This is a genomic window from Pseudothermotoga sp. U03pept (genome assembly GCF_051235805.1).
GTDB lineage: Bacteria > Thermotogota > Thermotogae > Thermotogales > DSM-5069 > Pseudothermotoga_B.
In genome coordinates this window covers 139,158-162,724 of record NZ_JBPNXV010000001.1, presented here as the reverse complement: position 1 = coordinate 162,724, position 23,567 = coordinate 139,158, and the positions used below count along the sequence as shown (strand labels likewise).

The 23,567-nt window shown below is 43.1% G+C and carries 20 protein-coding genes; 11 read left to right on the top strand and 9 right to left on the bottom strand.

What is annotated here, in order from left to right; translation table 11 throughout:
- Positions 1–4 precede the first annotated feature (4 nt).
- Both metG and ACSFC1_RS00815 read right to left on the bottom strand, forming a co-directional pair.
- Entirely contained in the window at positions 5–1,879 is a 1,875-nt protein-coding gene (gene metG / locus ACSFC1_RS00820; RefSeq protein WP_435565956.1) for a methionine--tRNA ligase, read from the bottom strand.
- Between the two features lie 88 nt (positions 1,880–1,967).
- Complete coding sequence (locus ACSFC1_RS00815) at positions 1,968–3,536, bottom strand: ribonuclease J (protein ID WP_435564242.1); 1,569 nt, start codon at positions 3,534–3,536, stop codon at positions 1,968–1,970.
- A 430-nt stretch (positions 3,537–3,966) separates the two neighbouring features.
- Here ACSFC1_RS00815 and ACSFC1_RS00810 point away from each other — a divergent pair, with 430 nt between their 5' ends.
- The 7 genes from ACSFC1_RS00810 to ACSFC1_RS00780 all read left to right on the top strand — a co-directional run bounded on the left by ACSFC1_RS00810 (position 3,967) and on the right by ACSFC1_RS00780 (position 11,011).
- Positions 3,967–4,926: an ABC transporter permease gene (locus tag ACSFC1_RS00810; protein WP_435564241.1), complete on the top strand. Its 960-nt coding sequence runs from the start codon at positions 3,967–3,969 to the stop codon at positions 4,924–4,926.
- A 34-nt stretch (positions 4,927–4,960) separates the two neighbouring features.
- On the top strand, positions 4,961–5,935 hold the full coding sequence (locus tag ACSFC1_RS00805; protein ID WP_435564240.1) for a sugar-binding protein: 975 nt from the start codon (positions 4,961–4,963) through the stop codon (positions 5,933–5,935).
- 41 nt (positions 5,936–5,976) lie between these two features.
- On the top strand, positions 5,977–7,509 hold the full coding sequence (locus ACSFC1_RS00800) for a sugar ABC transporter ATP-binding protein (RefSeq protein WP_435564239.1): 1,533 nt from the start codon (positions 5,977–5,979) through the stop codon (positions 7,507–7,509).
- 190 nt (positions 7,510–7,699) lie between these two features.
- Complete coding sequence (locus ACSFC1_RS00795; RefSeq protein WP_435564238.1) at positions 7,700–7,936, top strand: PAN domain-containing protein; 237 nt, start codon at positions 7,700–7,702, stop codon at positions 7,934–7,936.
- Positions 7,933–9,234: an ABC transporter substrate-binding protein gene (locus ACSFC1_RS00790; RefSeq protein WP_435564237.1), complete on the top strand. Its 1,302-nt coding sequence runs from the start codon at positions 7,933–7,935 to the stop codon at positions 9,232–9,234. Before ACSFC1_RS00795 ends, ACSFC1_RS00790 begins: the two co-directional genes overlap by 4 nt.
- Before the next feature lie 54 nt (positions 9,235–9,288).
- Positions 9,289–10,170, top strand: coding sequence for a carbohydrate ABC transporter permease (locus ACSFC1_RS00785; protein ID WP_435564236.1), 882 nt, complete (start codon positions 9,289–9,291; stop codon positions 10,168–10,170).
- Between the two features lie 10 nt (positions 10,171–10,180).
- Entirely contained in the window at positions 10,181–11,011 is an 831-nt protein-coding gene (locus tag ACSFC1_RS00780) for a carbohydrate ABC transporter permease (RefSeq protein WP_435564235.1), read from the top strand.
- Between the two features lie 33 nt (positions 11,012–11,044).
- Here the strand turns inward: ACSFC1_RS00780 and ACSFC1_RS00775 are convergent, their stop codons facing one another.
- The 6 genes from ACSFC1_RS00775 to ACSFC1_RS00750 all read right to left on the bottom strand — a co-directional run bounded on the left by ACSFC1_RS00775 (position 11,045) and on the right by ACSFC1_RS00750 (position 17,603).
- Positions 11,045–12,100 (bottom strand): ABC transporter permease subunit, encoded by a 1,056-nt coding sequence (locus ACSFC1_RS00775; protein ID WP_435564234.1) that lies wholly within the window; start codon positions 12,098–12,100, stop codon positions 11,045–11,047.
- 1 nt (position 12,101) lies between these two features.
- Positions 12,102–13,142, bottom strand: a complete 1,041-nt coding sequence (locus ACSFC1_RS00770; protein ID WP_435564233.1) for an ABC transporter permease subunit — start codon at positions 13,140–13,142, stop codon at positions 12,102–12,104.
- The gene (locus tag ACSFC1_RS00765) at positions 13,135–14,727 is read right to left on the bottom strand and encodes a sugar ABC transporter ATP-binding protein (protein WP_435564232.1); all 1,593 of its coding nucleotides are present in this window, start codon (positions 14,725–14,727) and stop codon (positions 13,135–13,137) included. The genes ACSFC1_RS00770 and ACSFC1_RS00765 overlap by 8 nt, the downstream gene beginning before the upstream one ends.
- 75 nt (positions 14,728–14,802) lie before the next feature.
- Positions 14,803–15,921, bottom strand: coding sequence for a DUF3798 domain-containing protein (locus tag ACSFC1_RS00760; RefSeq protein WP_435564231.1), 1,119 nt, complete (start codon positions 15,919–15,921; stop codon positions 14,803–14,805).
- Positions 15,922–15,998: 77 nt separating this feature from the next.
- Positions 15,999–16,352: a hypothetical protein gene (locus ACSFC1_RS00755; protein WP_435564230.1), complete on the bottom strand. Its 354-nt coding sequence runs from the start codon at positions 16,350–16,352 to the stop codon at positions 15,999–16,001.
- Positions 16,353–16,355: 3 nt separating this feature from the next.
- On the bottom strand, positions 16,356–17,603 hold the full coding sequence (locus ACSFC1_RS00750; RefSeq protein ID WP_435564229.1) for a DUF1576 domain-containing protein: 1,248 nt from the start codon (positions 17,601–17,603) through the stop codon (positions 16,356–16,358).
- A gap of 168 nt (positions 17,604–17,771) precedes the next feature.
- Between ACSFC1_RS00750 and ACSFC1_RS00745 the strand changes: the two genes are divergently transcribed.
- From ACSFC1_RS00745 to ACSFC1_RS00730, 4 genes are all read left to right on the top strand, one after another.
- Entirely contained in the window at positions 17,772–18,200 is a 429-nt protein-coding gene (locus ACSFC1_RS00745; protein ID WP_435564228.1) for a 4Fe-4S dicluster domain-containing protein, read from the top strand.
- Positions 18,184–19,965, top strand: coding sequence for an aldehyde ferredoxin oxidoreductase N-terminal domain-containing protein (locus tag ACSFC1_RS00740; RefSeq protein WP_435564227.1), 1,782 nt, complete (start codon positions 18,184–18,186; stop codon positions 19,963–19,965). The genes ACSFC1_RS00745 and ACSFC1_RS00740 overlap by 17 nt, the downstream gene beginning before the upstream one ends.
- A gap of 86 nt (positions 19,966–20,051) precedes the next feature.
- Positions 20,052–20,987, top strand: coding sequence for an inorganic phosphate transporter (locus tag ACSFC1_RS00735; protein WP_435564226.1), 936 nt, complete (start codon positions 20,052–20,054; stop codon positions 20,985–20,987).
- 25 nt (positions 20,988–21,012) lie between these two features.
- Positions 21,013–21,654, top strand: a complete 642-nt coding sequence (locus tag ACSFC1_RS00730) for a nucleoside deaminase (protein ID WP_435564225.1) — start codon at positions 21,013–21,015, stop codon at positions 21,652–21,654.
- Positions 21,655–22,116: 462 nt separating this feature from the next.
- On the opposite strand, the gene ACSFC1_RS00725 is transcribed toward ACSFC1_RS00730, so the two are convergent.
- Positions 22,117–23,361 (bottom strand): glycerate kinase type-2 family protein, encoded by a 1,245-nt coding sequence (locus tag ACSFC1_RS00725; protein ID WP_435564224.1) that lies wholly within the window; start codon positions 23,359–23,361, stop codon positions 22,117–22,119.
- Positions 23,362–23,567 lie beyond the last annotated feature (206 nt).

Here is a 23,567-nt window from a genome sequence, read left to right as displayed (position 1 = left end):
CCTCCTATGAAATCGTCGCGCCAGGTGCGATTTCGCCGTCAACGGTCAAAATTCGCAGATTAACGCCATCTTTTGCCGCAAGAAGCATTCCCTGCGACTCGACGCCCATCAGTTTGGCAGGCTTCAAATTCGCAACTATCACAATACTCTTTCCAACCAGATTCTCTGGTTCATAGTACTTCGCTATACCCGCTACAATCTGTCTCTTTCCAAGTTCGCCGACATCCAGCTCGAGTCTGATCAACTTGTCTGACTTCGGAACCCTCTCGGCTGAAAGCACCTTCGCTACCCTTAGTTCAACCTTCTTGAACTCATCGAGTTCTATCAAATTCTCCACCTTTGGCTCACTCTCCTTCTGTTGAACTATCTCTACTTTTTCAAACAAAGGCTTAGAATGGATTATCTTTGCCATTGGTTTCAGAACACCCCATCTGCTGAGCACTTCACTCGATGGCTTCGAATCATAACCAAGCCTGTTTAGAACTTCTTGAGAGGAATTCGGCATTATCGGTGAAAACATCACTGCAACCTTGAGCAGTGATTCACAGACGTTGTACAGAACTGTGCCAAGATTTGAAAAATCCTTTTCTTTTGCCAAAACCCAAGGTCTTTTCTCATCAAAATATTTGTTTGCCAACATCAGAATTTCCAAGATTTTCTCAATCGCCTGGGTTAGAGAGTATTCGTCCATCAGTTCTGTGTATTCTTTGATTCGGCTTAACACATCGTCTTTGAACTTTTCATCGACTTCGTCATATTTGCTGGGGGCAGGCAAAACAGAAGAATAGTGCTTTTGTATCATTGCCAAAGTTCTGTGAAGCAGATTGCCATAGTCGTTTGCGAGATCTGAATTAAGTCTGTTGATTAAATTCTTTTCAGAAAAATCTCCATCTTTGCCGAAGTTTATGTCTCTCAAAAGATAGAATCTTAGAACATCGTTGCCGTATTTTTCAACAAAGTATGTTGGGTTGATGGCATTACCAAGAGATTTAGAGATCTTCTGTCCATCAACAGTGAGCCACCCATGAGCGAAGATCATCTTCGGCAATGGCAAGCCCACAGACATAAGCATCGCGGGCCATACAATAGAATGGAATCGGTTTATTTCTTTACCTATCAAGTGAAGATCGGCAGGCCAGTATCTGTTGAACCTTTCGACATCAGATGGGTAACCTATCGCAGACACATAGTTTATCAGTGCATCTACCCAGACGTATATGACATGCTCAGGATCTTCTGGCATAGGTACTCCCCATTTGAAGGTGGTTCTCGTTATGCTCAGGTCCTTCAGCCCGCTTTCGAGAATCTTGAGCATCTCATTTTTGCGAAAATCCGGCTGGACAAACTCTGGATTTCTTCGATAATGTTCTAAAAGTGCATTTGTGTACTTCGATAACCTGAAGAAGTAATTCTCCTCGCTTATGTATTTCAACTCTCGACCACAGGAAGGGCAAAGCTTGTCAGTTCCTATTTCATCCTCGTTCCAGTAGCTTTCACACGGCACACAGTACCAACCGTGGTACTCACCCTTGTATATATCTCCATTTTCAAGCATCTTCTTCACAAAATACTGAACAACCTTCATGTGCTCAGGATCGGTCGTTCTTATGAAATAGTCATTTGTGATGTCAAGCTTCTCCCAAAGACTTTTGAAACGAGAAGCGAGCTGGTCGCAAAAACTCTGAGGATCCTTTCCGACTGCGTTAGCAGCCTGTAAGATCTTCTGCCCATGTTCGTCGGTACCAGTAAGAAAGAAGACATCATAACCCATCATGCGTTTATAACGGGCTATTATATCGGCGACAATCGTTGTATAAGCACTTCCGACATGTGGATCTGAATTCACGTAGTATATCGGCGTAGTGATGTAGAACTTCAGAAAAATCACCTCCACTGCTGTTTTTATTCTACCGCATTTTTATTGCCAAGAAATTTCAACTGGAGTGAGATTTGTTTATTGAAAAGAATCATATCTGAAAGAAATCTTCCTGGATCACTCTGTTTCCCCAACGTTCCACGAACCAGTCTCTGAATGTGGTGTGAACAGGAAGTATTAAAGTTGGATCCACTTCGTCTATAATCTGTTGAAGCTTTTCTGCCGAGACATGACCTGAGGCATGAAATTCTCTTGTGAATATGATGCTGCCCTTTTCATCGAATTCAACGCCATATGTCTTTATACAGAATTTCTTGATCCAGTTGCCAAACCTTTGGAAATCCATTTGCTGTTCTTCTGTATAAGCTTCACTGGAGGAGTGAATGTAGACTGATCCTTGCAAGACCGACTCGTCAAGATCGAGTATATTTTGAAACTCCCAGTAACCTGCACAGAGCATGTAACTTGAAGGATGGGTGTTGATCGATTCTGGTAACAGCAGAATTCCTTGATCTCTTGCTTTTTCCATGACCAGTTTTTCGAGACCTGCAAAGTTTGTCTTAGCCGTGTGGAAAACCCTCAAGTGTCTCAGTTCTTCGTCAGACAACCTCCATATTGGCTCAACCTCTCCCATCTTTGTGAGGTATGCGTAATCTTTTGGCATGAGAACGAGGGTTCTGTCAGTTTCCAAAGCAATCTTCAGGAAACTCATCAGCCTTTCTAAGTGTTTAACAGAAAAATCGACTACAACAAGTTTGTTGGTTTTCTGCACAACATCAAGTGCATTTTTGTAAACATCGCTTTCGTCATTGGAAGATTCGTTCTCTCTTGAGACGGTCGTTCCCTCAGTGATCAGCAACAAGGGTTTCTTGTCCTTCAAGAACTGAAAGAAATTCTCCGTTCTCTTGGAAAGACTGAGCCTCCTTTGTCCCAAGTGTTGTTCCCAAAAACTTTCTTCTTCGCGTTTTTGCGGACCTGTTCGAAAATCCCCTGTGTAGGCAACCCAGAGATCATCAACCTTTGCAACTAAACCAGATGCTCCTATCACAGAATGATAAACAGGCAGAACATACAGCTGTTCCTTCCACAAATCTTTGATCTCGTATGATTCAAAGAAATCTTTAGCGAGTTCACAATGATTGTCAAATGTGTTGTACACACATATTCCTCTTCTGATAAACGCCCCTTTCTCTGTTTTCAAGACATCAGGTCTGTATATATCATCTGGTTGAGATCTCTGTCTTTTTCTGAGATAGAGTTCATTCCACACTTCCTGTCTTATCTCGGCATTGGTACTGATAATGGCGAGTGTCTCGTTCGTAGTAAGAATGGGTATTGTCTCACTTATCAAGCCGATCAGACCTGTATGATCTTCGTGTCCATGGCTCAAGAACAAGAAATGCACACGTTCATTTCCCGGGAATTCAGGAGCTTCGAGATCCTTTCTGTAGATGTTGATTTTTGGTACCAAACCGAGTTTGAGTAGATCATGCAGTACCTTACCTGTTCGTGGCTTCAAGTACTCCTCAAAGTACATAGACCACTTTGAAAAATTCAGTCCAAAGTCCAGCAGAAAACCATCATTGTGATTGTTCACAACCAAGATTTTGTTACCACCGATACAATCATGTCCATCTAAAACCATCACCTTCAATCTCATTCCACCCCCAACATTATACCAACACGCACACTCTTACAGCACCAAACTATGCATGCAGATCCGCTCTTGGCGAAAAAGACATATTGACAATGTTACAAAAGAACTTTTTCACTGAAGGTATAAAGACCAAATTGGTCAAAATCAAAAGTTTTTCTGAGCAAATCAGCACAAAGACCAAAAACAGGAACAAATCAGCCAATTGTTCCTGTTCTGTCTCAAAAACCATCCAAAACGCCAAGAAATCGGACTTGATTTTGTGATAAATTACAGTTACAATTTTTTCGAGGAAAAAATAAAAGACCAGGAGTTATCCAGATGGGGGTTTTGATCAAAAAATATATACACTTTAGCTGAATGGACTGACTCAAGGCACTGTTTTGATGATCTCTTCTTTGTGTAGGGTGCCTCATCTGCAAAAGGAGTGATCCAGTTGGCAAAGCAGAAGGATACGTTTAAGAAATTCTCCAAAGAACTTGGTCCATTCATCGCTTTGATTGTACTTGTCATCTTTACAGCGGTGCTCAATCCAAGATTTTTGACTCCATTCAATCTTCAATCCCTTGGAAGGCAGATTGCGATCTTTGGTCTTTTAGCAATTGGTGAAACGTTCGTGATCATATCTGGTGGGGGGGCGATAGATCTTTCCGCAGGTTCTGTAGTCGCTCTAACAGGTGTCACAGTTGCGTGGTTGATAAAGCATCAAGTACCTGTATGGTTGAGTGTTCTGCTGATTTTGTTCTTTTCCGCTGGCATTGGAATGTGGCATGGTTTTGCAGTAACAAAGATGAGAGTTCCCGCATTTATTGTCACACTTGGTACGCTGACCATTGCAAGAGGCATGGCGGCTGTTATAACCAAAGGTTGGCCAATCGTGGGTTTGCCCAAGAGTTTTCTAACCATAGGACAGGCAGATTGGCTGAGTGTACCGATAGCAGTTTGGATATTCGCAGTAGCAGCTCTTATCTTTCACTTTTTCTTGACGAAAACTGTGTACGGCAAACATTTGCGAGCTACAGGTGGCAATGAAGTAGCGGCGAAATTCTCTGGTGTGAACATTGATAAAGTAAGATTCATAGCCTTCACAATTTGCGCTGTTCTTTCGGGATTGGTTGGAATTGTTGTTGCTTCAAGGCTTTCTCAGGGTCAACCTGGCGTTGGAAGCTCTTACGAGTTGTACGCAATAGCTGCGTCGGTGATTGGTGGTACGAGTCTTGGGGGAGGTGAGGGAACTGTAATAGGAGCTGTGATAGGCGCAAGCATAATAAGTTTGTTGTGGAATGCACTTGTTATGCTCAATGTTTCAACTTACTGGCACAACGTTGTGATAGGTTTAGTCATCGTTGTAGCCGTTACACTCGATGTACTCAGAAAGCGATTGGCAAAGCAATAGCTTTTTCCATTTCAACCTTGGGGGAGGTGTTCGTATGAAGAAACTCTTTTTCATGTTCCTTTTAGTTCTCGCGGTAAGCACTGTCTCCTTAGCTGTCACAATAGGGGTCATCGGTAAATCGGTACACCCATATTGGGCACAGGTTGAAGAAGGAGTCAAAGCCGCTGGTAAGGCTCTGGGTGTCGATGTCAGATTCTTCGTTCCGGCAAAAGAGGATGTACCAGCTCAGCTTCAAATGCTTGAAGCATTCATCGCTCAGAAATTCGACGGCATAGCAATAGCACCATCTGACCCAAGCGCTGTGATTCCAACAATCAAGAAAGCCATTCAACTTGGGATTCCAGTCATAACTCTTGATACAGACACACCAGAGAGTGGACGATATGTATACATCGGCACAAACAACTACAACGCTGGATATCTTGCTGGTACGGTGATGAAGGAATTGTTGGGTGGCAAAGGAAAGGTCGCAATCGGGACAGGATCCCTCACTGCAATGAACTCGCTCGAGAGAATGCAGGGCTTTAAAGATGCAATTGCAGGGACTAATATCCAAGTAGTTGATGTGCTGAATGATGAAGAAGACGGTGCAAGGGCTGTGTCGCTTGCTGAGTCAGTTCTGAGCGCGCATCCAGATCTGGCTGCATTTTTCGGCGTGTATGCATACAACGGTCCAAGCCAAGCTTTGGTTGTGGCAAACGCAGGCAAGAAGGACAAGGTAAAGATAGTATGCTTTGACACAACAGCTGATATCCTTTCCTATGTAAAAGATGGAGTTATACAGGCAACGATGGGGCAAAGACCGTACATGATGGGCTACCTTTCAGTGACAGTTCTGTATCTGATGAAAAAGATAGGTGTACAAAATACCCTCACGATGCTCCCAAAGGTCACAGTAAACAACAAAGTTGATTATGTGATCGACACAGGTGTTGATGTAGTCACCCCAAACAACTTGACTGAATATCTGAATGAGATGGCGAAACTTGGTATCCCGATAAAGTTCTAAAACTCAGGGGGCAATTTGCCCCCTTTTGAGAGGTGACATTTTTGGAACTTCTCACGGCAAAGAGGATCACAAAAAGATTTCCCGGTGTTTTAGCACTCAACGAAGTTGATTTCGAAGTTCAAGATGGTGAAATTGTTTCACTCATTGGTGAAAACGGAGCCGGAAAGTCAACCTTGATAAAGGTTCTGTCTGGCGTTTACAAAAAGGATGCTGGTGAGATCTTTCTAAACGGTGAAAGCGTTGAATTTCACAATCCTGCAGACGCCTTCAAAATGGGGATAAGTGTCATTCATCAGGAACTCAACCTCTGTGACAATCTAACAGTTGCTGAGAACCTGTTTCTGGGCTATGAAATAACCAAAGGAGAAAGGCACAATCTCACAAAGGTTGTGGATGATCAAAGTATGCAAGAAAAGGCACAAGAACTCTTAGATATGATTGGCGCTCGCTTTTCACCACATACTTTAGTTCGAAGTCTGACTACCGCACAGAGGCAAATGGTTGAGATCTGCAAAGCTTTAACACGCTCACCGAGGATAATCTTCATGGATGAACCAACTTCTTCTCTTGCATTGGAAGAAATCAAGAGACTCTTCGAGATCATCAGGATGCTCAAAGACAAACAAATATCTGTTGTGTTTGTCTCTCACAAAATTGATGAAGTAATGGAAATCAGCGACAGGATAATAGTGATGAGAGATGGTAAAAGGGTTGGAACGCTACACAAAAATGAATTCGATGCAGACAACATAATACGGTTGATGGTCGGCAGAGATATCGAATACTTTCCACACGTGGAAACAAAACCTCAAGATGTGTTACTCGAAGTCAGGAATTTAACCTGGAAGAACAAAGTTAAGAACGTCTCATTTACCCTTAGAAAGGGAGAAGTGCTCGGTTTCGCCGGACTGATAGGGGCTGGAAGAACGGAAACGATGCATCTGTTGTTTGGCATAAACAAAAAGGAAACAGGAGATATATTCATAAGGGGGAAAAAGGTTGAAATAAGATCTCCTCACGAAGCTATTAGCTACGGCATAGGTTTGATACCAGAAGACAGAAAACTGCAAGGATTAATCCTTCGGCTCACTGTGAAAGACAACGTGTGTCTACCAATTCTTGGTAGGATTAGTAAATTCAAATTCCTTCTCAACGAAGATGCACAAATGAGTATCGCTGAGTCTTTTGTACAAAGGCTCTCTGTGAAAACACCATCTGTACATCAAATTGTTGAGAATCTATCGGGAGGTAACCAGCAGAAGATCGTTCTCTCAAAGTGGATAGCAACAGATTCAGAGATAATCATCTTCGATGAACCTACAAGGGGTATCGACGTTGGGACAAAGGCTGAAATACACAAAATGATAAGAGAACTCGCTGTAAAAGGCAAGGGAGTGATAATGATTTCATCGGAACTACCGGAAATTTTGAACCTGAGTGACAGAATAGTTGTTATGTGGGAAGGACAGATAAATGCCATCCTCGATAACACAGAAAGGAAGGTCACACAGGAGGAAATAATGTACTACGCGTCAGGTAAGAAACGGCAAAACGATGAAACGTGCAAAGAGTGAGACACTTGGAACAAAACACTCTGTGGTTTTTTAACAGTTATCACCTTTGCCCATTTGCAGTGAGATTCTTGAAGCCTTTGATGTAACCTTTTTCTGGTTAACATGCTCAGCAAGCAAAAAGACAGTTGATATTGCCAGAATTTAGGGATAATAACTTGTCATGTGCCACTGAATTCGTTGGTCATCGGAAATGAAGAGAATTTCTCCACTATTTGTTGTTGCGCATCAGATTACTCGCACCTCTTATTGGGTACAAGAGGACAAGACAGTAACAAACACGCCCACGGTTCATGACTGCCTTTATTCATGTCAAGAGAGACCAGAATGCAGACACTTCAATTACCTCCAATGGTTTAACTTGAAAGAACGGTTTAGAAAATGTAAAATAGAAGTGCTACATACTCAACAACAGGGGGTGGAGTTATGAAGCGTTTGGTTCTGGTTCTTCTGGTGATCACAACCATTTTTGCAGCAGCTTTCGCTAAGACAACCATTACATTGTGGCACGCTATGAGCGGTGCAAACCTCACAGCTCTCGAACAAATCGTGAAAGACTTCAACGCCACACACCCAGATATCGAAGTAGTCGCTGTCTTTACTGGAACCTATGCCGAAACGCTCACCAAGGCTATAGCTGCCTATAGAAACAACACACAACCACACATAGTACAGGTTTACGAAGTAGGACTTCAGACGATGCTCGACAGCGGTGCCATTATGCCAGTTTTTGAGCTTGCCGAGCCAGATTTCGACTGGGGTGACATAGTGGTACCTATTCTCAATTACTATTCCGTTGATGGAAAACTTTATTCAATGCCCTTCAATTCCTCGACGGCAATTTTGTATTACAACAAAGACATCTTCGAGAAAGCAGGACTTGACCCGAACAAACCTCCAACAACTTTTGATGAACTCTTTGAATACGGTAAGAAGATAGTCCAATCTGGTGCGGCACTTGGAGGAATTGCTTTTGGTTGGCCCGCGTGGGTCTTTGAGCAAATGCACGCACTCCACGCACAGTTTTATGCCAACAACGAGAACGGGAGAAAGGCAAGAGCAAGCGAAGTCTACTTCAACAAAGATTTTGGTGTCAAGGTCTTCGCCGAGTGGATCAGATGGGCACAGAATGGCGTACTTGTCTATGGTGGAAGAGAATACAACGCCAACAATGCATTTTTGGCAGGACAAGTCGCGATGCTGATCCAATCAACTTCGTCGGTTGGTTCGATAGAGAGCAAAGCTAAATTCAAAGTAGGTACCACCTTCTTGCCTCGAATTCCTGGTTATCCAAAGGGCAACTCAGTCATCGGTGGTGCAACCTTGTGGGTAATGAAAGGTAAACCCAAGGACGACTACAAAGCCGTGTGGGAATTTCTGAAATTCGTTGCCAGACCTGAGGTTTCTCAGAAATGGCACAAATCTACAGGTTATTTCCCAACCAGTAACAGTGCATTGAAGGGATTGCTCGACGAAGGTTGGTTCTCAGAACATCCAAATCACCTGACTGCCTTCTTACAAATCCTCAGTGGGATCAACAGACCTGAGTCGCAAGGCGTAAGACTTGGAAACTTTGTAGCAATAAGAGATGTAGTCGATTCTGCCTTTGAAAAGGCACTACAGTACAAAGGACCGGATATAGAAAAAATAGCAAAAGCCATACTAGATGAAGCAGCAAAACAATGCAATCAAATTTTGAAAGATTACATCTCACTGTACGGTAAGTGATTCTTAGGGGGACTCTGTCCCCCTTTATTCATACCAAAAGTGGACGGTGATGTGATGCGCAGTAGATTCCCCAACAGAGTTATGCCCTATCTCTTGCTTTTACCTTCGATTGCAGTGATAGTTGTCTTTTTCTTAATTCCAACTGTTCGCTCGATATACCAAAGCTTTTTCAGAGTTTCACCCTTTGGGGATCGCCGAATCTTTGTCGGGCTTGGAAATTTCTCACGACTTTTCAGTTCCACTGCCTATGTAAGTAGTCTGGTGAGAACACTTGTCTTCGCTGGTTCTGTTGTCGTAATTGGTTTGATTTTCTGTGTGATCGTCGCCGCATTACTCAACCAAAGGCTTCGGGGTATGACGGTGTACAGAACTTTTTTCATCTGGACATATGCGATTTCACCGGCGATAGCAGGAACAGTTTGGGCATTGATGTTCAACCCTGCAACAGGTCCTATTGTCTATCTTGTGAGGTTGTTCACGGGTAAAACCATTAACTGGATGAACGATGGAAATCTTGCTCTCGCCATCGTAATCATTGCTGCCGTATGGAAGATGATGGGTTACAACGTTATCTTTTATCTCGCGGGACTGCAAGCTGTACCAGATGAACTTTTGGAAGCCGCTGCCATAGACGGCGCCAATGGGATTAGAAGGTTCCTTCGGGTTACTCTACCACTGCTGTCACCGACAACCTTTTTCTTGTTGATAATGAACATGTTGTATGCATTCTTCGAGGTCTTCGGTTTGATCGACATCATGACCAAAGGTGGGCCAGGCAATGCAACAGAAATTCTTGTGTACAAACTCTACAGAGATGGATTCATAGCGATAGATATCGGTTTTGCTTCGGCACAGTCTGTTGTGCTTTTCATCTTTGTCACTATTTTGACTGTGCTACAGTTCAGATACACACAACAAAAAGTCTTCTACGGATAGGTGGTGAACTGTGAAAGCTTACAGAAGACAAAAAACTCAAATTTACACGATCTTGACGATCCTCACATTAATCGTCATGTTTCCTATATACTACACCTTCGTGATGGCAACACTCAACTCTGTGGAATCTTACAGTTATCCACCAAGATTTGTGCCGAGTTCCCATCTGTTTGAAAACATGAAAGAGGCTTGGAAGAGCGCAGAAATGGGTAGGTTGATGTTCAACAGCGCCTTCACTGCGACGGTGGTCGCATCAGCAAAGATTTGTTTTTCAATACTTGCAGCTTTTGCCTTCACCTACTTTGGAGATTTCAAGGGCAAATATCTGTTTTTTGGACTGATACTGATAACACATATGTTGCCACTTCCCGTGAGACTTTTACCAACTTATGACATGATGAAATCCTTTGGATGGGTTAACACTTACTATGCACTCACGATACCATTTTTCGCAAGTGCGACCGGTACGCTGCTATTCAGGCAACTTTTCCTCACCGTTCCGTCATCTCTTGCTGATGCAGCAAGAATAGACGGCGCTGGTCCAATGAGATTCTTGTGGCACATACTCGTACCTCTTTCAAAAACAAATATGGGTGCTTTGTTTTTGATTGAATTCAACTACATATGGAACGAATATCTCTGGCCACTGGTGATAACCACAACAAAGGAAATGAGAGTCGTTCAAATAGGCATAAAGATTCTCTTGGCGTCAGAAGCTCAGGCAGCAGATTGGAACATAATAATGGCTGGAACAATTATGGCTATGTTACCTCCTCTGATCATGCTTCTCATCTTTCAAAGGACCTTCATGGAAGGCTTTAGTATGAAAGAGGAAAAATAAGAGGGTCTGTCACGACCCTCTTGTTCTTAGTCTTCAGTGTTTTTGTTTCTTTGCACTCCAACCGTGCATTGCAAGGGCAAAGGCTATAACTGCATAGGCGAGAAACTCTCTGAAAAACTCTCCGACCTGCGGTTGACCAAACAGTTTGTTTCCTGCACTCGGTGCAACAACGAACAGTGTATGGAACAACAAAACGCCAATTATCGCATTCCATATCGATGCCCTTCTTGTGGATGCACCTCCGACGAGCAATGCGGCTATTGAAAACAATCCGACCTGTTCGTGACTGTTGTAAGTGTTTATCGTGCTGATATCTTGAAGGTATATGATCTGTCCGATTGTCGCTAAGACTGTTGACATCATAACCGCTGTTATTCTGATCTTATTCACGTTTATTCCTGCCACTTCGGCTATGTGCATATCTTGTCCCACCGCTCTTATGTTCTGACCAAGTTTTGTTTTAAACAAGAAGTAGATAAACAAGCACAGAGTAACTGTGATAAGTATAGGTATTACAAAAACTCTCACCGTGCCTATCTGAATTGTCCACGGTTTGTTCAAAGCCGATGCGATCGTTCCGTAGAGATCAACGGTGTTTCTCAATCCAACGCCATCCGGAAGCAAAAATTGTTTCGTTTTGAAGGGAATTATCGAACCAACGAAGAACAGAAAGATGAGTTGGTAAACACCATTTGCAAAAAAGCCGAGAATCATCGAGGTGATCATCTCTCTTCCTTTGGCTCTGTTCAAAATGAGACCTGCAATCCATCCTAAAACTAAAGCAATAGCCGCTCCGAGAATAATTGAAACTACAATACCAGATATACCTTTTATCTTCCAGTCAACGACAAAAAACATCGCCGCTTGTCCTGCCATTGCTCCAAGAACGATACCGAAATTCAAACCCATTCCTGCAACTACTGGTATTAGAAGAGAAAGCACCAAAAAGGTATTCCTACTGAGCCGTCGTACAACCTCACTTACCAAGAACAGAGGAGGTATTCCGGCAACCAACACCGCCGAGATGGACAGAACCAAAAACACTATAGGAACGATATTTGAAAGAAGAATCTTTTTCAGCTTCTCCATCTCAGCTCGCCTCCTTTGGAGCTCTTGTGAGTGCGTAAAGGATCATACCGTTACTCACAATCAACCTCATGACCTCTGTTATATCGCCTCTCGTCACCTGACTCAGCACGGGCAGAGCAATTGTCAGAAGTGTTTGAAAGGCAACTGTACCGATAACGACATTCATTATCGAAGCCCTTCTTATGGAAGCACCACCTATAAGAATGGAAGCCACAGCCGGGAAGGTCATAAACAATGGAGCTTGATAGAGCTGCAAGAAACCATAGCTTTGTGCATACACTATGATACCAACGCCACCGATTATCGTAGACAGTATTACTGCAATCAATCTGGCTCTCTTGGTATTCACACCTGAACTTATTGCATAACGTTCATTTTGCCCAACTAAGTCAATTGCAAGACCTATTCTTGTCTTGAAGAACAAGTACACAACAAAACAAGCACCAGCAAAGAAAAGTAACAACCCTGTCGGTACTTCAAAACCTCCAATCTTGAATTTGAGAAAGTTGTTTAGAATATGTGCAAAATAGTTCTGGAGAGTGAGCGTATATCTTAACCCCCTGCCACCAATTGCCCAAACCATGTCTGGGTTGGAAAAAGGTAAAAGCAGCCACATGATGGACATGAACGCCACTATTGAATAACCCATGTAAGTGCCCACCATCATCTCTTGACCACGAACCCTTTCAAGCAACCAACCGTAAGCAAAGCCAATTGCCGCACAGATCACAACAGCCAAGAATACTGAAAACCAAAAACCTGTAAAACCAACCAAACCAAGCTGCATGCTTATCAATGCACCGATGAGCCCACCTATTATCCCAACAGGAAGACCAAAGTTCGGGCCTATGCCTGATCTGATCGTTGGCACCATCGCAAGAACCAAAACGCCATTCATGCCAATTCTCTTGAGTGAGTCACTTAGCAAAGATGGTATCGAGACCTTCGTAACACCAGCCAAGAAAAACAACCCTATGAGAAAGATGAAGATTATAATGGTCGGTATGTCCACTCGTTTCAGGAGATCGAGGAGTTTATTCACTTGCTTTCACCTCCTGTAATTCTCCAGCCATTGCAAGTCCAAACTCGGCATCCGATGCATCAGGTGGCAGAATTGCAGAAAGTTTCCCTTCTGCTACTATGGCTATCCTATCGCAAATTGTTCTCAGTTCAGCAAGTTCACTGGACGTCATGACTATGGTTATGCCATGCTTTCTGTTCATCTCGACTAAATGGTCTAGAACGAGTTTCTTTGCACCAACGTCGATACCTCTGGTAGGTTCCGAGACAAAGAGGATCTTGGGTTTCAAAGTGAAAGCCCTTGCCAAACAAACCTTTTGTTGATTGCCACCACTGAGCCTCCTAACAGGCTGTGTTGGCGATTTACACCTTATATCGAGTTGCTTAATCATCTGTAAAGCATGTTCTCTGAGTCTTTTCTTGTCATAGATCTTGAAAAACAAGAATCTCTTTGTGAATTCATCAAATGCTTCTATCGCAGTTGCCGCGATATTCATTTCAACAGATTCATTGAGCAACAAGCCGACACCTCTGCGATCCTCAGATAGATAGACTACACCCCTCTTCAAAGCGTAAGCAGGATCATTCAGTCTATAAGGTTCTCCTTCCAGCAAAACCTCTCCAGTAGCTGGGTACATGCCTGCTATACCGTTGGCTATACCGATCTTTCCGTGCCCCGCCAATCCTCCTATGCCTAAGATTTCTCCCCTTCGAATATCTAAGTTGAAGTCATATACATTCTCACCAGGCATCTGCACCTTCAGAACCTTGATGGACATGATTATGTCTTTATCTGAAGGCTCTTTTTCTCTGGGTGGCAATCCAACTGAATCTAATCTTCTACCGACCATCTTTTCGGCGATCTCAGAGATCGTAAAAGACGAAGCAGGTCCTTGGTCAACGACAGCTCCGTCTCTTAAAATCGTGATTCTGTTTGAGACTTTGAGTATCTCAACTAACCTATGGGAAATGAACAGTATGGATATACCTTTTGAAGACAGCAATTTTATCGCATCCAGAAGCTTCTCAGCCTCTGTTTCCGATAGAACTGCCGTTGGCTCATCGAGAACGAGTACTTTTAGATTTCTCTTGTCTATTTCTCTGGCAATCTCTATGAATTGTTTGTGACCGACAGGAAGACCCGCGACCATGAGGAATTCATCGATATTCATTCCAATAGAACTTAACGCCTGTTTTGCATCCCTTCTCATTGAAGACATATCGAGTGTTTCCAAGGACTTGCCAAAGAGTTTGCTGACGATATTAGCTCTCGTGATCTCTCTGTTCAACTTGATGTTTTCAGTCACCGTAAACCCAGGGAGCAGCATGAATTCCTGATGAACCATACCTATACCCAACTCCATGGCCTTTTTCGGAGAATCTATTTCAACTTTGCGGCCATCTATCAATACTTCTCCCTCAAAACCTCCAGTTGAATGAATCACAGGCATACCGAAGAGGATGTTCATCAAAGTAGATTTACCGGCACCATTTTCTCCAACAAGACCATGAACCTCGCCTGGCATCAAATCGATACTCACATTTTTCAGAACTTGGTTGCCGTAGAAAGACTTATTTATGTTTCTCATTTCGAGGGTTTTTTCCACGCGCATTCCTCCCACAAATCAAAGATGTCGGCATTAAAGCCGACATCTTTGAGAAAGTGTTTACATTCATAACAGTTAGAACTGGGTCTTTCCAAAGATAACCGAATCACAAATCACTAAATAATAGTTACCTGCGTCTGGGTATTTGCTTATCGATTTCAATCCATAACCAGAAACCTTTTGAGAAATCACCTTGTCGAAAACAGCCTTAACATCATTCATATCGTCTGCTTTCACAGTCTTCTTAACAAGTCCCACCGCCAATTCAACACCGGCTTCGACAAAAACCATGTTGATCGGTATGGGCCATGTTGCAAATCTTCCCGCTCCACCAAGTTCAACTATTTTACCGTTCACAGCCTTGAGTATGTAGTTGATGTCACCTTTCTTTTCCGGTGGAATCGCTATACCAAGAGAACCTGGAAAACCGTGTGTCGGTGATGGGCAGCAAGGTTCCGGATAGATTCCGCCATGCTGCAGGATGGCTTTCTGCAAAGGCTCTTGCATACCGCAGTTTGTGGAGAAGAAGGCAGTGTCCTTTCCATACTTGGCGATCTGCCTTGGAACATCCTCAAGAATGAACTGCTGAGCACCGGTTAAACCTTGCTCTCCAAGTGGGTCTGGAGCAGAAACGAATATGAACTCAATACCGAGTTCTTTACAACGCTTTTCCATGATATCGCGTCTCTCAGCAAGTAGTTTGTAGCTCATGTGCCTTGGGAAAGAATAGTGAATGAACCTCTTTGCCCCCATGCTGTAAGCCAGATCAATTATCGTGACGCCACGGCCAAGATCATCTGTCTGGAATGAAACATCAGCAACAGGGCCAACAACTTCTGGATCTTCATGTGGAACGCCCACAACAAAGATCATATCAGGTCTAAATTCCTTGACTCTTCTAATTGCCGAAACCGTTCCAGGAACACCTTGGCAGATCACTATTGCCTTGACCATAGGATCATAGGCAAGCTCGACGATTCTCGCAATTGTAGTCTCTTGTTCCTGCATGAACTTGTCTGGGTAAGTCACGTGGATTATTTCTTTACCGTATTTTGCGATCACGTTTTCTGCGCCGCGGTACTCGTCCTCACCCTGTGAAACTGTACCTGTTACAACTCCGACCTTGAACCCAAGCGCTGCAAAACTCAAGGTCACAACCAGCAACAAACCAAGTACAATAAAGAGCTTCTTCATCCTAAGTACACCCCCTACTGATGAGTTTGTAGCTCTATTATACCATAACAGGTTTATCATACCATAACACCTTTGCCTCAATTCTTAACATTGCATACGAAAAAAGTAATCCTCAAAACTGATTCTTCTTCATTGTAATCAATTTTCACTGAGTTCACCAACATTGACATCAATACCAGATCTTCATCTGATCCATACTCGCCTAGTAACGGGAGATAGTAGTAGGCAAACTCTTCACGGTTCTCAACCTTTAAGTATCCCTCAAGTGTCTGTAATTCCTGTTCTTTCAAGGCAACAGTTGCCTCTATGGAAACAGAGATCTCATCGTTTTCAACTTTTATGTTCATACTTATCTCACTCGCTGATCTTGCTAAGAGAAATTTCATCAATTGGGAACTCAACTTTGTAACTATCTCAGCTTTTCTCGGCACAATTCATTCCCCCTTCTTGCGAAAAAGTTGGATGATCGGTACCAAAAACATCGCTACCAACCCACCTGCAAAACCGTTGTTGTAAAGATTCAATCCTCCGTGTAAGAAACCAACGTTGTTCACAACAGCGGTGTGAAGAAATCCAGCAACAACACCCCAAATGATGCCAAACTCACCTGCTATCGGTGCTAATGTCGTTCCAAAGAGCGCAGCGAGTATGTTGTTTGGTTCGCTCAAAGCATATTTGTTTGTTACAGCATTCAAGGTGACACCCAACAACAACGGTAAGACATTTTTCGGATGCTTGCCAAAACCTCCAAAGCCTACAACGGTCATTATACCGCCTATTGTTGGGCCATTCAGTTGGCTACCTGTCAGAAGAACATAGATGGTCATCGCCATGCCAAGTATTCCCATGTTCAAAAGAGTTAAAGGAAAACTCTCTAATATGACGAAATCAGTTACAAGTCTCCCTGAGTGTTTCATCAACTTTTTGTAATTCTTGAAAGATCTTCCATTCAACTTCCATCCAAAGTACGCTAAAAAGAAAAAGATCAGAAAGAGGAAAATCGACAGCAAAAGATTATTTCCGCTTGACCAAACCTTGCGCGCAGGTATTTCATATCCGTATACTCTGAAAAAAGCGGCGGCAATCATGCCGATCATTCCGCACGTAAAACCCACGTTGTACAGGTTATAACCCTTGTGCGTGGTCAAAAGATGTGCAGCGATGTCGACTAAAAAGAAGCCGATGATCATGGCGACCAAATAAGATGTGATGACCTGTTTGAGTCCCCTGAATGGCAAGACAAATGCTATTTGTGTGACCAATGGTGATATAGCCGTACCAAAGTACGCCACGTAGATATATCTTGAAAGGGGTTCTCTCTTGTAAAGCGAATAGAGAAAAACACCTATTAATATGGGCCAGACATTGAAAATATTCTTTCCAAATAAGGCGAACCCACCTACGGTAAGCACACTCGCAAAGGACAGCCCCGTAACAGAAACCCTTAGCAGGCGCAGAAACCAAGAGAAAACCAACATGAGCAAACCAGAATTCACAAATGCAGCAGGTATTCCACCCACCTCGATATAATCAGTCAGAAGGTAATCTGGTACCACAACGATTCTTAACAAACCCTTGAGCAACTCGGCAGGATTCCAAAGACCTCCACAGATTATTCCAAAGACGATGAATGACAATCCGAAGGAATACAGAAAAATCCAGCGAGGCTGACGCGACTGCACTCAAAATCCCCCTTCGTCCACAAGATTTGTTCCGCTATTACTTTTATACCAAAAACCACCGATATCTTTTCCACAGAAAATGAGGTTTTCGCGAAACAAGATCAAATCAATGGTATAGTTGAGGCAGAAAGAGTTCAGATGAATATCGACTTTGTGGAGGTAATGACTATGGGTAAAAAACTTTCTGTAAAAGACAGAGAAAGATGCATCGGATGCTACTCTTGTATGTACGCATGTAGCAGATCATGGCACGGTATAGTGGGTATCGAGAAGTCTGCCATGAGGGTGAAGAATTACCCTGGCGTCGAAGGTGCATTTTCGGTAAGAGTCTGCCAAGGTTGCCTTGATCCGGAATGTGCTGCGGTTTGTCCAACAAATGCACTTAGACCTTCGAAAAGGGGTTATGGAGTCGACTTAGAGAAGGAAAGGTGTACACACTGCATGAAGTGCGTGAAAGCTTGCAGTGTGGCAGCCCTACAGTGGGATGAAGAAGCAAAACTACCACTGCCCTGTTTTCACTGCGGCATCTGTGTGATGTACTGCCCAACCAATGTCTTAGAGATGCAAGAGGTGATGATCGATGTACAAAATGCTTGAAGTTAATCTTTCCACAGGCGAGACCAAGATCAAAGATCTTTCAGATCTTTTTTCAAAGCTTATTGGCGGCACGGGTGTCTTAAGCTATCTGGCGCTGAGAGAAATCACCAAAGAGCTCGATCCATTTTCACCTGAATCACCTATCTTTCTTGGAATTGGACCGTTTAACAACTACTTTCCGAGCGCCTCAAAAACTGTCGCGATCTTCAAGTCTCCTCTCACCGGTGATCTGGGTGAATCTCACGCCGGTGGAAGGCTATCAATGGCGCTCTTTGCTGCCGGTTTTCACATCGTAAAGATAACTGGGAAGGCAGAGAAACCTGTGTATCTTTCGATAGACAACGAACAAGTGAATTTGATCCCATGCCAGTCTTTGTGGGGAAGGAGTGCGCTCTCAGTAGAAAGAATCCTTCGAGAAAAAGAAGACAACAGAAAAGGCAAAAAGAGTATATTGAGGATAGGACCTGCGGGGGAAAGATTATCACCGATTGCTTGTGTAACCGTTGATTCATCAAGACACTTTGGAAGACTTGGATTGGGAGCAGTCTTTGGATCAAAGAATTTAAAGGCAGTAGTGATATCTGGAAACAGGTACAGCCGTATTTTGGATAAAAAATCTTATCAAGCTTTTTACAATGATCTTTTCAAAGATCTTGCCTACTCAGAGAACACTTACAAATACAGAGACCTTGGCACATCAGCGAATGTTGTACCTCTTTCTAAGATACACAGTCTACCAACGCGAAACTTTTCCCAAGGTTTTTTTGAAAGTGCTGAGAGGATAAGTGGAGAGTTCTTCGCAGACAACTTCCTTGCTCAGCAGATATCTTGCTCACATTGTCCTATAGGCTGTATTCACGTTGCAACGCTCAGAGAACTTTTCGCAGATCCACACATGTACAAAACCATAAAGGTTTCCTACGATCACGAACTGATCTACGCAATTGGATCTAATCTGAGTATTTCAAAGGCAGAAGAAGTTCTCAAACTCTTGCAGTTTATCGAACGTCAGGGTTGGGATGCGATAAGCATCGGTGTTGCATTGGCATGGGCAACAGAAGCCTTCCAAAAAGGTGTAATAGATCTCTCTCATACAGATGGTGTTGCTCTGGGTTTTGGTGACAGTCTGAGCTATATGAAAGTCTTGGAAAACATCTCAGCTGGCAAAAATGAATTCTACAGAGATTTGGAAAAAGGTGTACACCACTGTTCGCAAAAGTACGGTGGAGAGGAATTTGCCATTCATTTCAACAAGAACGAAGCCCCTGGTTATATGACAGGACCAGATGCCTTTGTGGGTTACGCAGTCGGTGTAAGGCATTCTCACCTCGATTGTGCTGGTTACAGTATCGACCAGAAATTCATGGGTAGACAACAGGATATCGAAAAAGAAGTGAAAATGATGTACGAAGAATCACTTTACAGAATGATCACTAACTCTCTTGTCACCTGTCTCTTTGCTCGAGGTACGTATACACTCAACAACGTCGAAAAAGGTTTGAAAATACTTGGGTTCGATGTAGACCTGCAGCGCTTGAACAAAACCTCACGGGTGATTCACGGGCTGAAGTACATGCTTAAAGAAAAGCTTGGCTTTAGCTTTGAAAACCTCACAATTCCTGTGAAACTCACAAAGGTATACACAGGCAGAGGCATGATGAGCGCTGAAGACTTCACAGAGAGGGTTAAGATCTACGAACGTTTGGTATCACAAGACAAGCATCTTGCATCGGAGTTTCTGAATCAAAATTCATTTTCAAAATGATCTTGTAAGGTCACCAAATCCCTTAAAGGCACAAAAGAGAAAATCTCCTTGTAAGATATAGATACGGATGACTGAACCTGGAGGAGATGAAGTTGAACCTTCTGCCATCAATCTTTCTTGGTTGGTCACTCGGAGCAAATGATGCGGCAAATTGCTTCGGACCTTTTGTTGGTTCTGGTTTGATAAGTTACAGAAAGGCTGTAATTTTTGCCAGCATTTTTGTGGTGATAGGTGCCGTCTTAGGTGGACGGCACGGACTGGCGAACATAAGTAGTGTTTCCAAATTCTCAAGTTTTGACGCTTCTTTGGCACTGTTCTCAGCAGCCTTGACGGTGACCGTTATGACATGGATGAAATTGCCTGTCTCAACATCTCAAGCAGTGATCGGCGCTATCATAGGATTGAACGTGAAAACTCAAGGATTCCAAGGTCTTGATTGGTCTGTGTTCTTGAAGTTCTTCATTGTCTGGATTCTCACACCTGTGGGAGCCTTTGTGATAAGTTTGTTCATGTACAAGATTGGAGCACAGCTTTTCAGAAAGATCAGAAATATTCAACTTCAAGATACCTTTATAAAGACTGGCTCATGGATTGTAGGTACGTATGGAGCCTATGCACTCGGTGCAAACAACGTTGCAAATGTAACAGGGGTGCTTGTTGAATCAACTTTTACGATCACAGAGGCTGCGATCTTCGGTGGACTGAGCATAGCCTTTGGCATCTTAACTTTCAGCAAAAGGGTTATGCTCACAGTCGGAAAAAATCTCATAGAACTGGACCATTTCTCGTCGCTGGTAGCTGTTTTTTCTCACTCATTAACTGTTTGGATATACAGTTTGGTGGGTATACCAGTTTCCTCATCACAGGCAATCGTTGGAGGAGTTGTTGGAGCTGGCTTTGCCAGAGGAGAGCATTTGTCGTACCCAAAGATGATCTATCGAGTATTGATGGCATGGGTTGAAACACCTATTGTATCTGGCTTGGTTTCATTTTCACTGAAAACAATTCTTGGAGAAATATAGTTTAAATCAACCAGGAGGTATTGCGGTGACAGATATCGAGATTGAAGTGATTGAATTGTGCCTGGAATCGTTACGAGAAGGGTGTTTCCCAGTCGGTTCTGTGATCACAGATGGACAAGGAAAGATAATCTCAAGAGGAAGAAATGCCATTCATGATACGGAGTTCAAAGGTTATCCAGTCTTTGGTAATAGTATTGCACATGCCGAGTTAAACGCGCTTGTTTCTATGAAAAGAATTCCTGATGACTTGAACGTTTCTGATTATGTCATCTATGCTTCGATGGAACCTTGCGTTATGTGCTTTGGAGCAATCTATATGTCTGGAATAAAAAATGTAGTCTATGGTATGAAAGATGCTGTTGGAGGCGGATTGAACCTGTACGGTTTGACTGAGTATTACAGCAGAAAGAAGATAGAGATCATTCAAAGCAAAGAGCTTGAAAAGATTCAGTCAATCTTGATAGGTTTTCTGTGCGACAAAAGCTATGTTCAGCGAGCCGGATTTTGGCAGACTTATCTGTCAATGTATCCAGAGGCATTCGAAATAGCACAACAACTGAGGGAAGATGGTTTCTACGAGAAGCTACTGACCAATGAACTGAATGCCCTTCAATTCATTGAGATCGTTGAAAGGCTTATAAAATCACGATCTGGCATTGAGATATAAACTGATGTTGTGATTTTCTCTCGGCTGTAGTTGTTCGAAGATCAATCTAACAATAAGTTGAATTGGCGGCGAAGTTTTTCATGTGCAATTTTATGTGGTTCTATCTTTTCGTGATTTACTACATCTTTTAGCCGAATTTGTCTCTCACTGCTAATGAGATAGTAGGGTTTTAAAGTCAGCTTATCTGCAAATCCAAGGAGGATGTTCTTATGGGAGAGGCTACAGCTGCCCGAGCCCCCGATATTCTGTGGGAATTTCCAAAGAAAAAGCAAGGTGCACAAACACCTTGCGATTGGCTAAATCATCTATAAACCCATCCCCCGATGGACGTCGTTGACTGTTTTCAGATAGAGTTACACCAAAAGATTAAAAATTGATTAGAAGTATGGTGTGAATCCTCGGCAACTGAATTCGCCATTTGATTTCTTGATGCTCTGCAGAATCAAGGCGCTCTTTGAGTTATCATCTACCAACCAACAAAAAAACAAGGTCGTTTACATTAGTACCAGTAGGTCCAGTGATGAGAAGATCACCAATTGGTTTAAGCGCATTGTAAGAGTCGTTGTTCAACAGCATCTTCACCGGTTCAATACCAAGAGCTTTCATTCTTTTACATGTTGTACCATCGACTATGCCACCTGCTGCATCTGTAGGACCATCTGTTCCATCGGTTCCAAGAGAACAAATCACGATCTTCTCAAATCCATCTATTTCAATTGCCGCAGAAAGCGCCAACTCTTGATTTCTTCCACCCTTACCTGTCCCAGTTACTCGAACAACAGTCTCTCCACCGAGTATCACCGCGGCGGGCTTTGAAAGAGGTCTGTCACTGCGAAGAATCTCTTTCGCAACGGATACTAAAAATTTTCCAGCCTCTTTTGCCTCACAGGAAAGTGTTGTAGTTAAGATCATCGTGCTATACCCAAGTTTCGAAGCCACTTCAGCCGCTCTTTCGCAAGCAAGTTTAACACTGCCAATGATCTTCGTTTCCACATTGAAGAGTTCTTTTGGAGTCTCTTCTTGGAGTTCCTTTTTGATCGAATCTTCCACCTTTATCTTGTACTTGTCAAGAATCGCTAATGCTTCTTCACTGGTCGTAGAATCTGGATATGCGGGTCCAGAGGCAATACTGTCGATCCTATCACCTATGACATCCGAGAGAATCAGCGAAATCACTCTGGCAGGAAAGACCTTTTGAGCGAATCTTCCTCCTTTGACCTCAGATAGATGCTTACGAATCGTATTGATCTCCACAATGTCAGCACCACTTCTCAGAAGCTGCTCTGTGAGATCTTGAAGTTGCTGCAGTGTGACACTACCTTTTGGTTTTTCAAAGAGTGCAGAACCTCCTCCAGAGATCAAAAGCAAAACAGTGTCACCAGAATTCAGATCGCTCACAATCTCCAGGACGCGTTCAGTAGCTCGAACTGAATTTGCATCTGGTACTGGATGTCCTGCTTCACAGACTTCAAGAGTTTCTATCTTTCCCAAACTGTGACCATATTTCGTAATAACCACGCCTTTGATAACCTTGTTCCCAAGAACTTCTTTGGCAGCCTTTGCCATCCTCCATGCTGCCTTACCAATGGCAACGACTGTCACATTCCCTTCCAAATTGATTTCTTTGAGTGACTCAGTCACTGCGTTTTCTGGTAAAAGATGGTGTACAGTTTCGGTGATTATCCTGAGCGCATCCTCTCTGAGCATCTTCATCCCCTCACCGAGATTCACTAAAGAAGCCTATGTTGAAGTTGATCAGAACTGTACTGAGCTCTCAAAAAACTCTCTCGAACCTGCTGGATTGATATTGGCAGATGTACCTCTCAAAAACAAGGCAAAGTAGTCGGCAACTCTCATCAATTTCGCACACAGAGTACTATAGGCACTATCAACAAAACTGAGTTCAACAGCAG

Bases quoted from the DNA above. Each gene is read 5' to 3' on its own strand.
- ACSFC1_RS00725 (WP_435564224.1), bottom strand. From the start codon at position 23,361: ATGCTCAGAGAGGATGCGCTCAGGATAATCACCGAAACTGTACACCAT.
- ACSFC1_RS00740 (WP_435564227.1), top strand. From the start codon at position 18,184: ATGTACAAAATGCTTGAAGTTAATCTTTCCACAGGCGAGACCAAGATC.
- ACSFC1_RS00815 (WP_435564242.1), bottom strand. From the start codon at position 3,536: ATGAGATTGAAGGTGATGGTTTTAGATGGACATGATTGTATCGGTGGT.
- ACSFC1_RS00775 (WP_435564234.1), bottom strand. From the start codon at position 12,100: ATGGAGAAGCTGAAAAAGATTCTTCTTTCAAATATCGTTCCTATAGTG.
- ACSFC1_RS00790 (WP_435564237.1), top strand. From the start codon at position 7,933: ATGAAGCGTTTGGTTCTGGTTCTTCTGGTGATCACAACCATTTTTGCA.
- ACSFC1_RS00805 (WP_435564240.1), top strand. From the start codon at position 4,961: ATGAAGAAACTCTTTTTCATGTTCCTTTTAGTTCTCGCGGTAAGCACT.
- ACSFC1_RS00760 (WP_435564231.1), bottom strand. From the start codon at position 15,921: ATGAAGAAGCTCTTTATTGTACTTGGTTTGTTGCTGGTTGTGACCTTG.
- ACSFC1_RS00795 (WP_435564238.1), top strand. From the start codon at position 7,700: ATGAAGAGAATTTCTCCACTATTTGTTGTTGCGCATCAGATTACTCGC.
- ACSFC1_RS00785 (WP_435564236.1), top strand. From the start codon at position 9,289: ATGCGCAGTAGATTCCCCAACAGAGTTATGCCCTATCTCTTGCTTTTA.
- ACSFC1_RS00745 (WP_435564228.1), top strand. From the start codon at position 17,772: ATGGGTAAAAAACTTTCTGTAAAAGACAGAGAAAGATGCATCGGATGC.
- ACSFC1_RS00735 (WP_435564226.1), top strand. From the start codon at position 20,052: ATGAAGTTGAACCTTCTGCCATCAATCTTTCTTGGTTGGTCACTCGGA.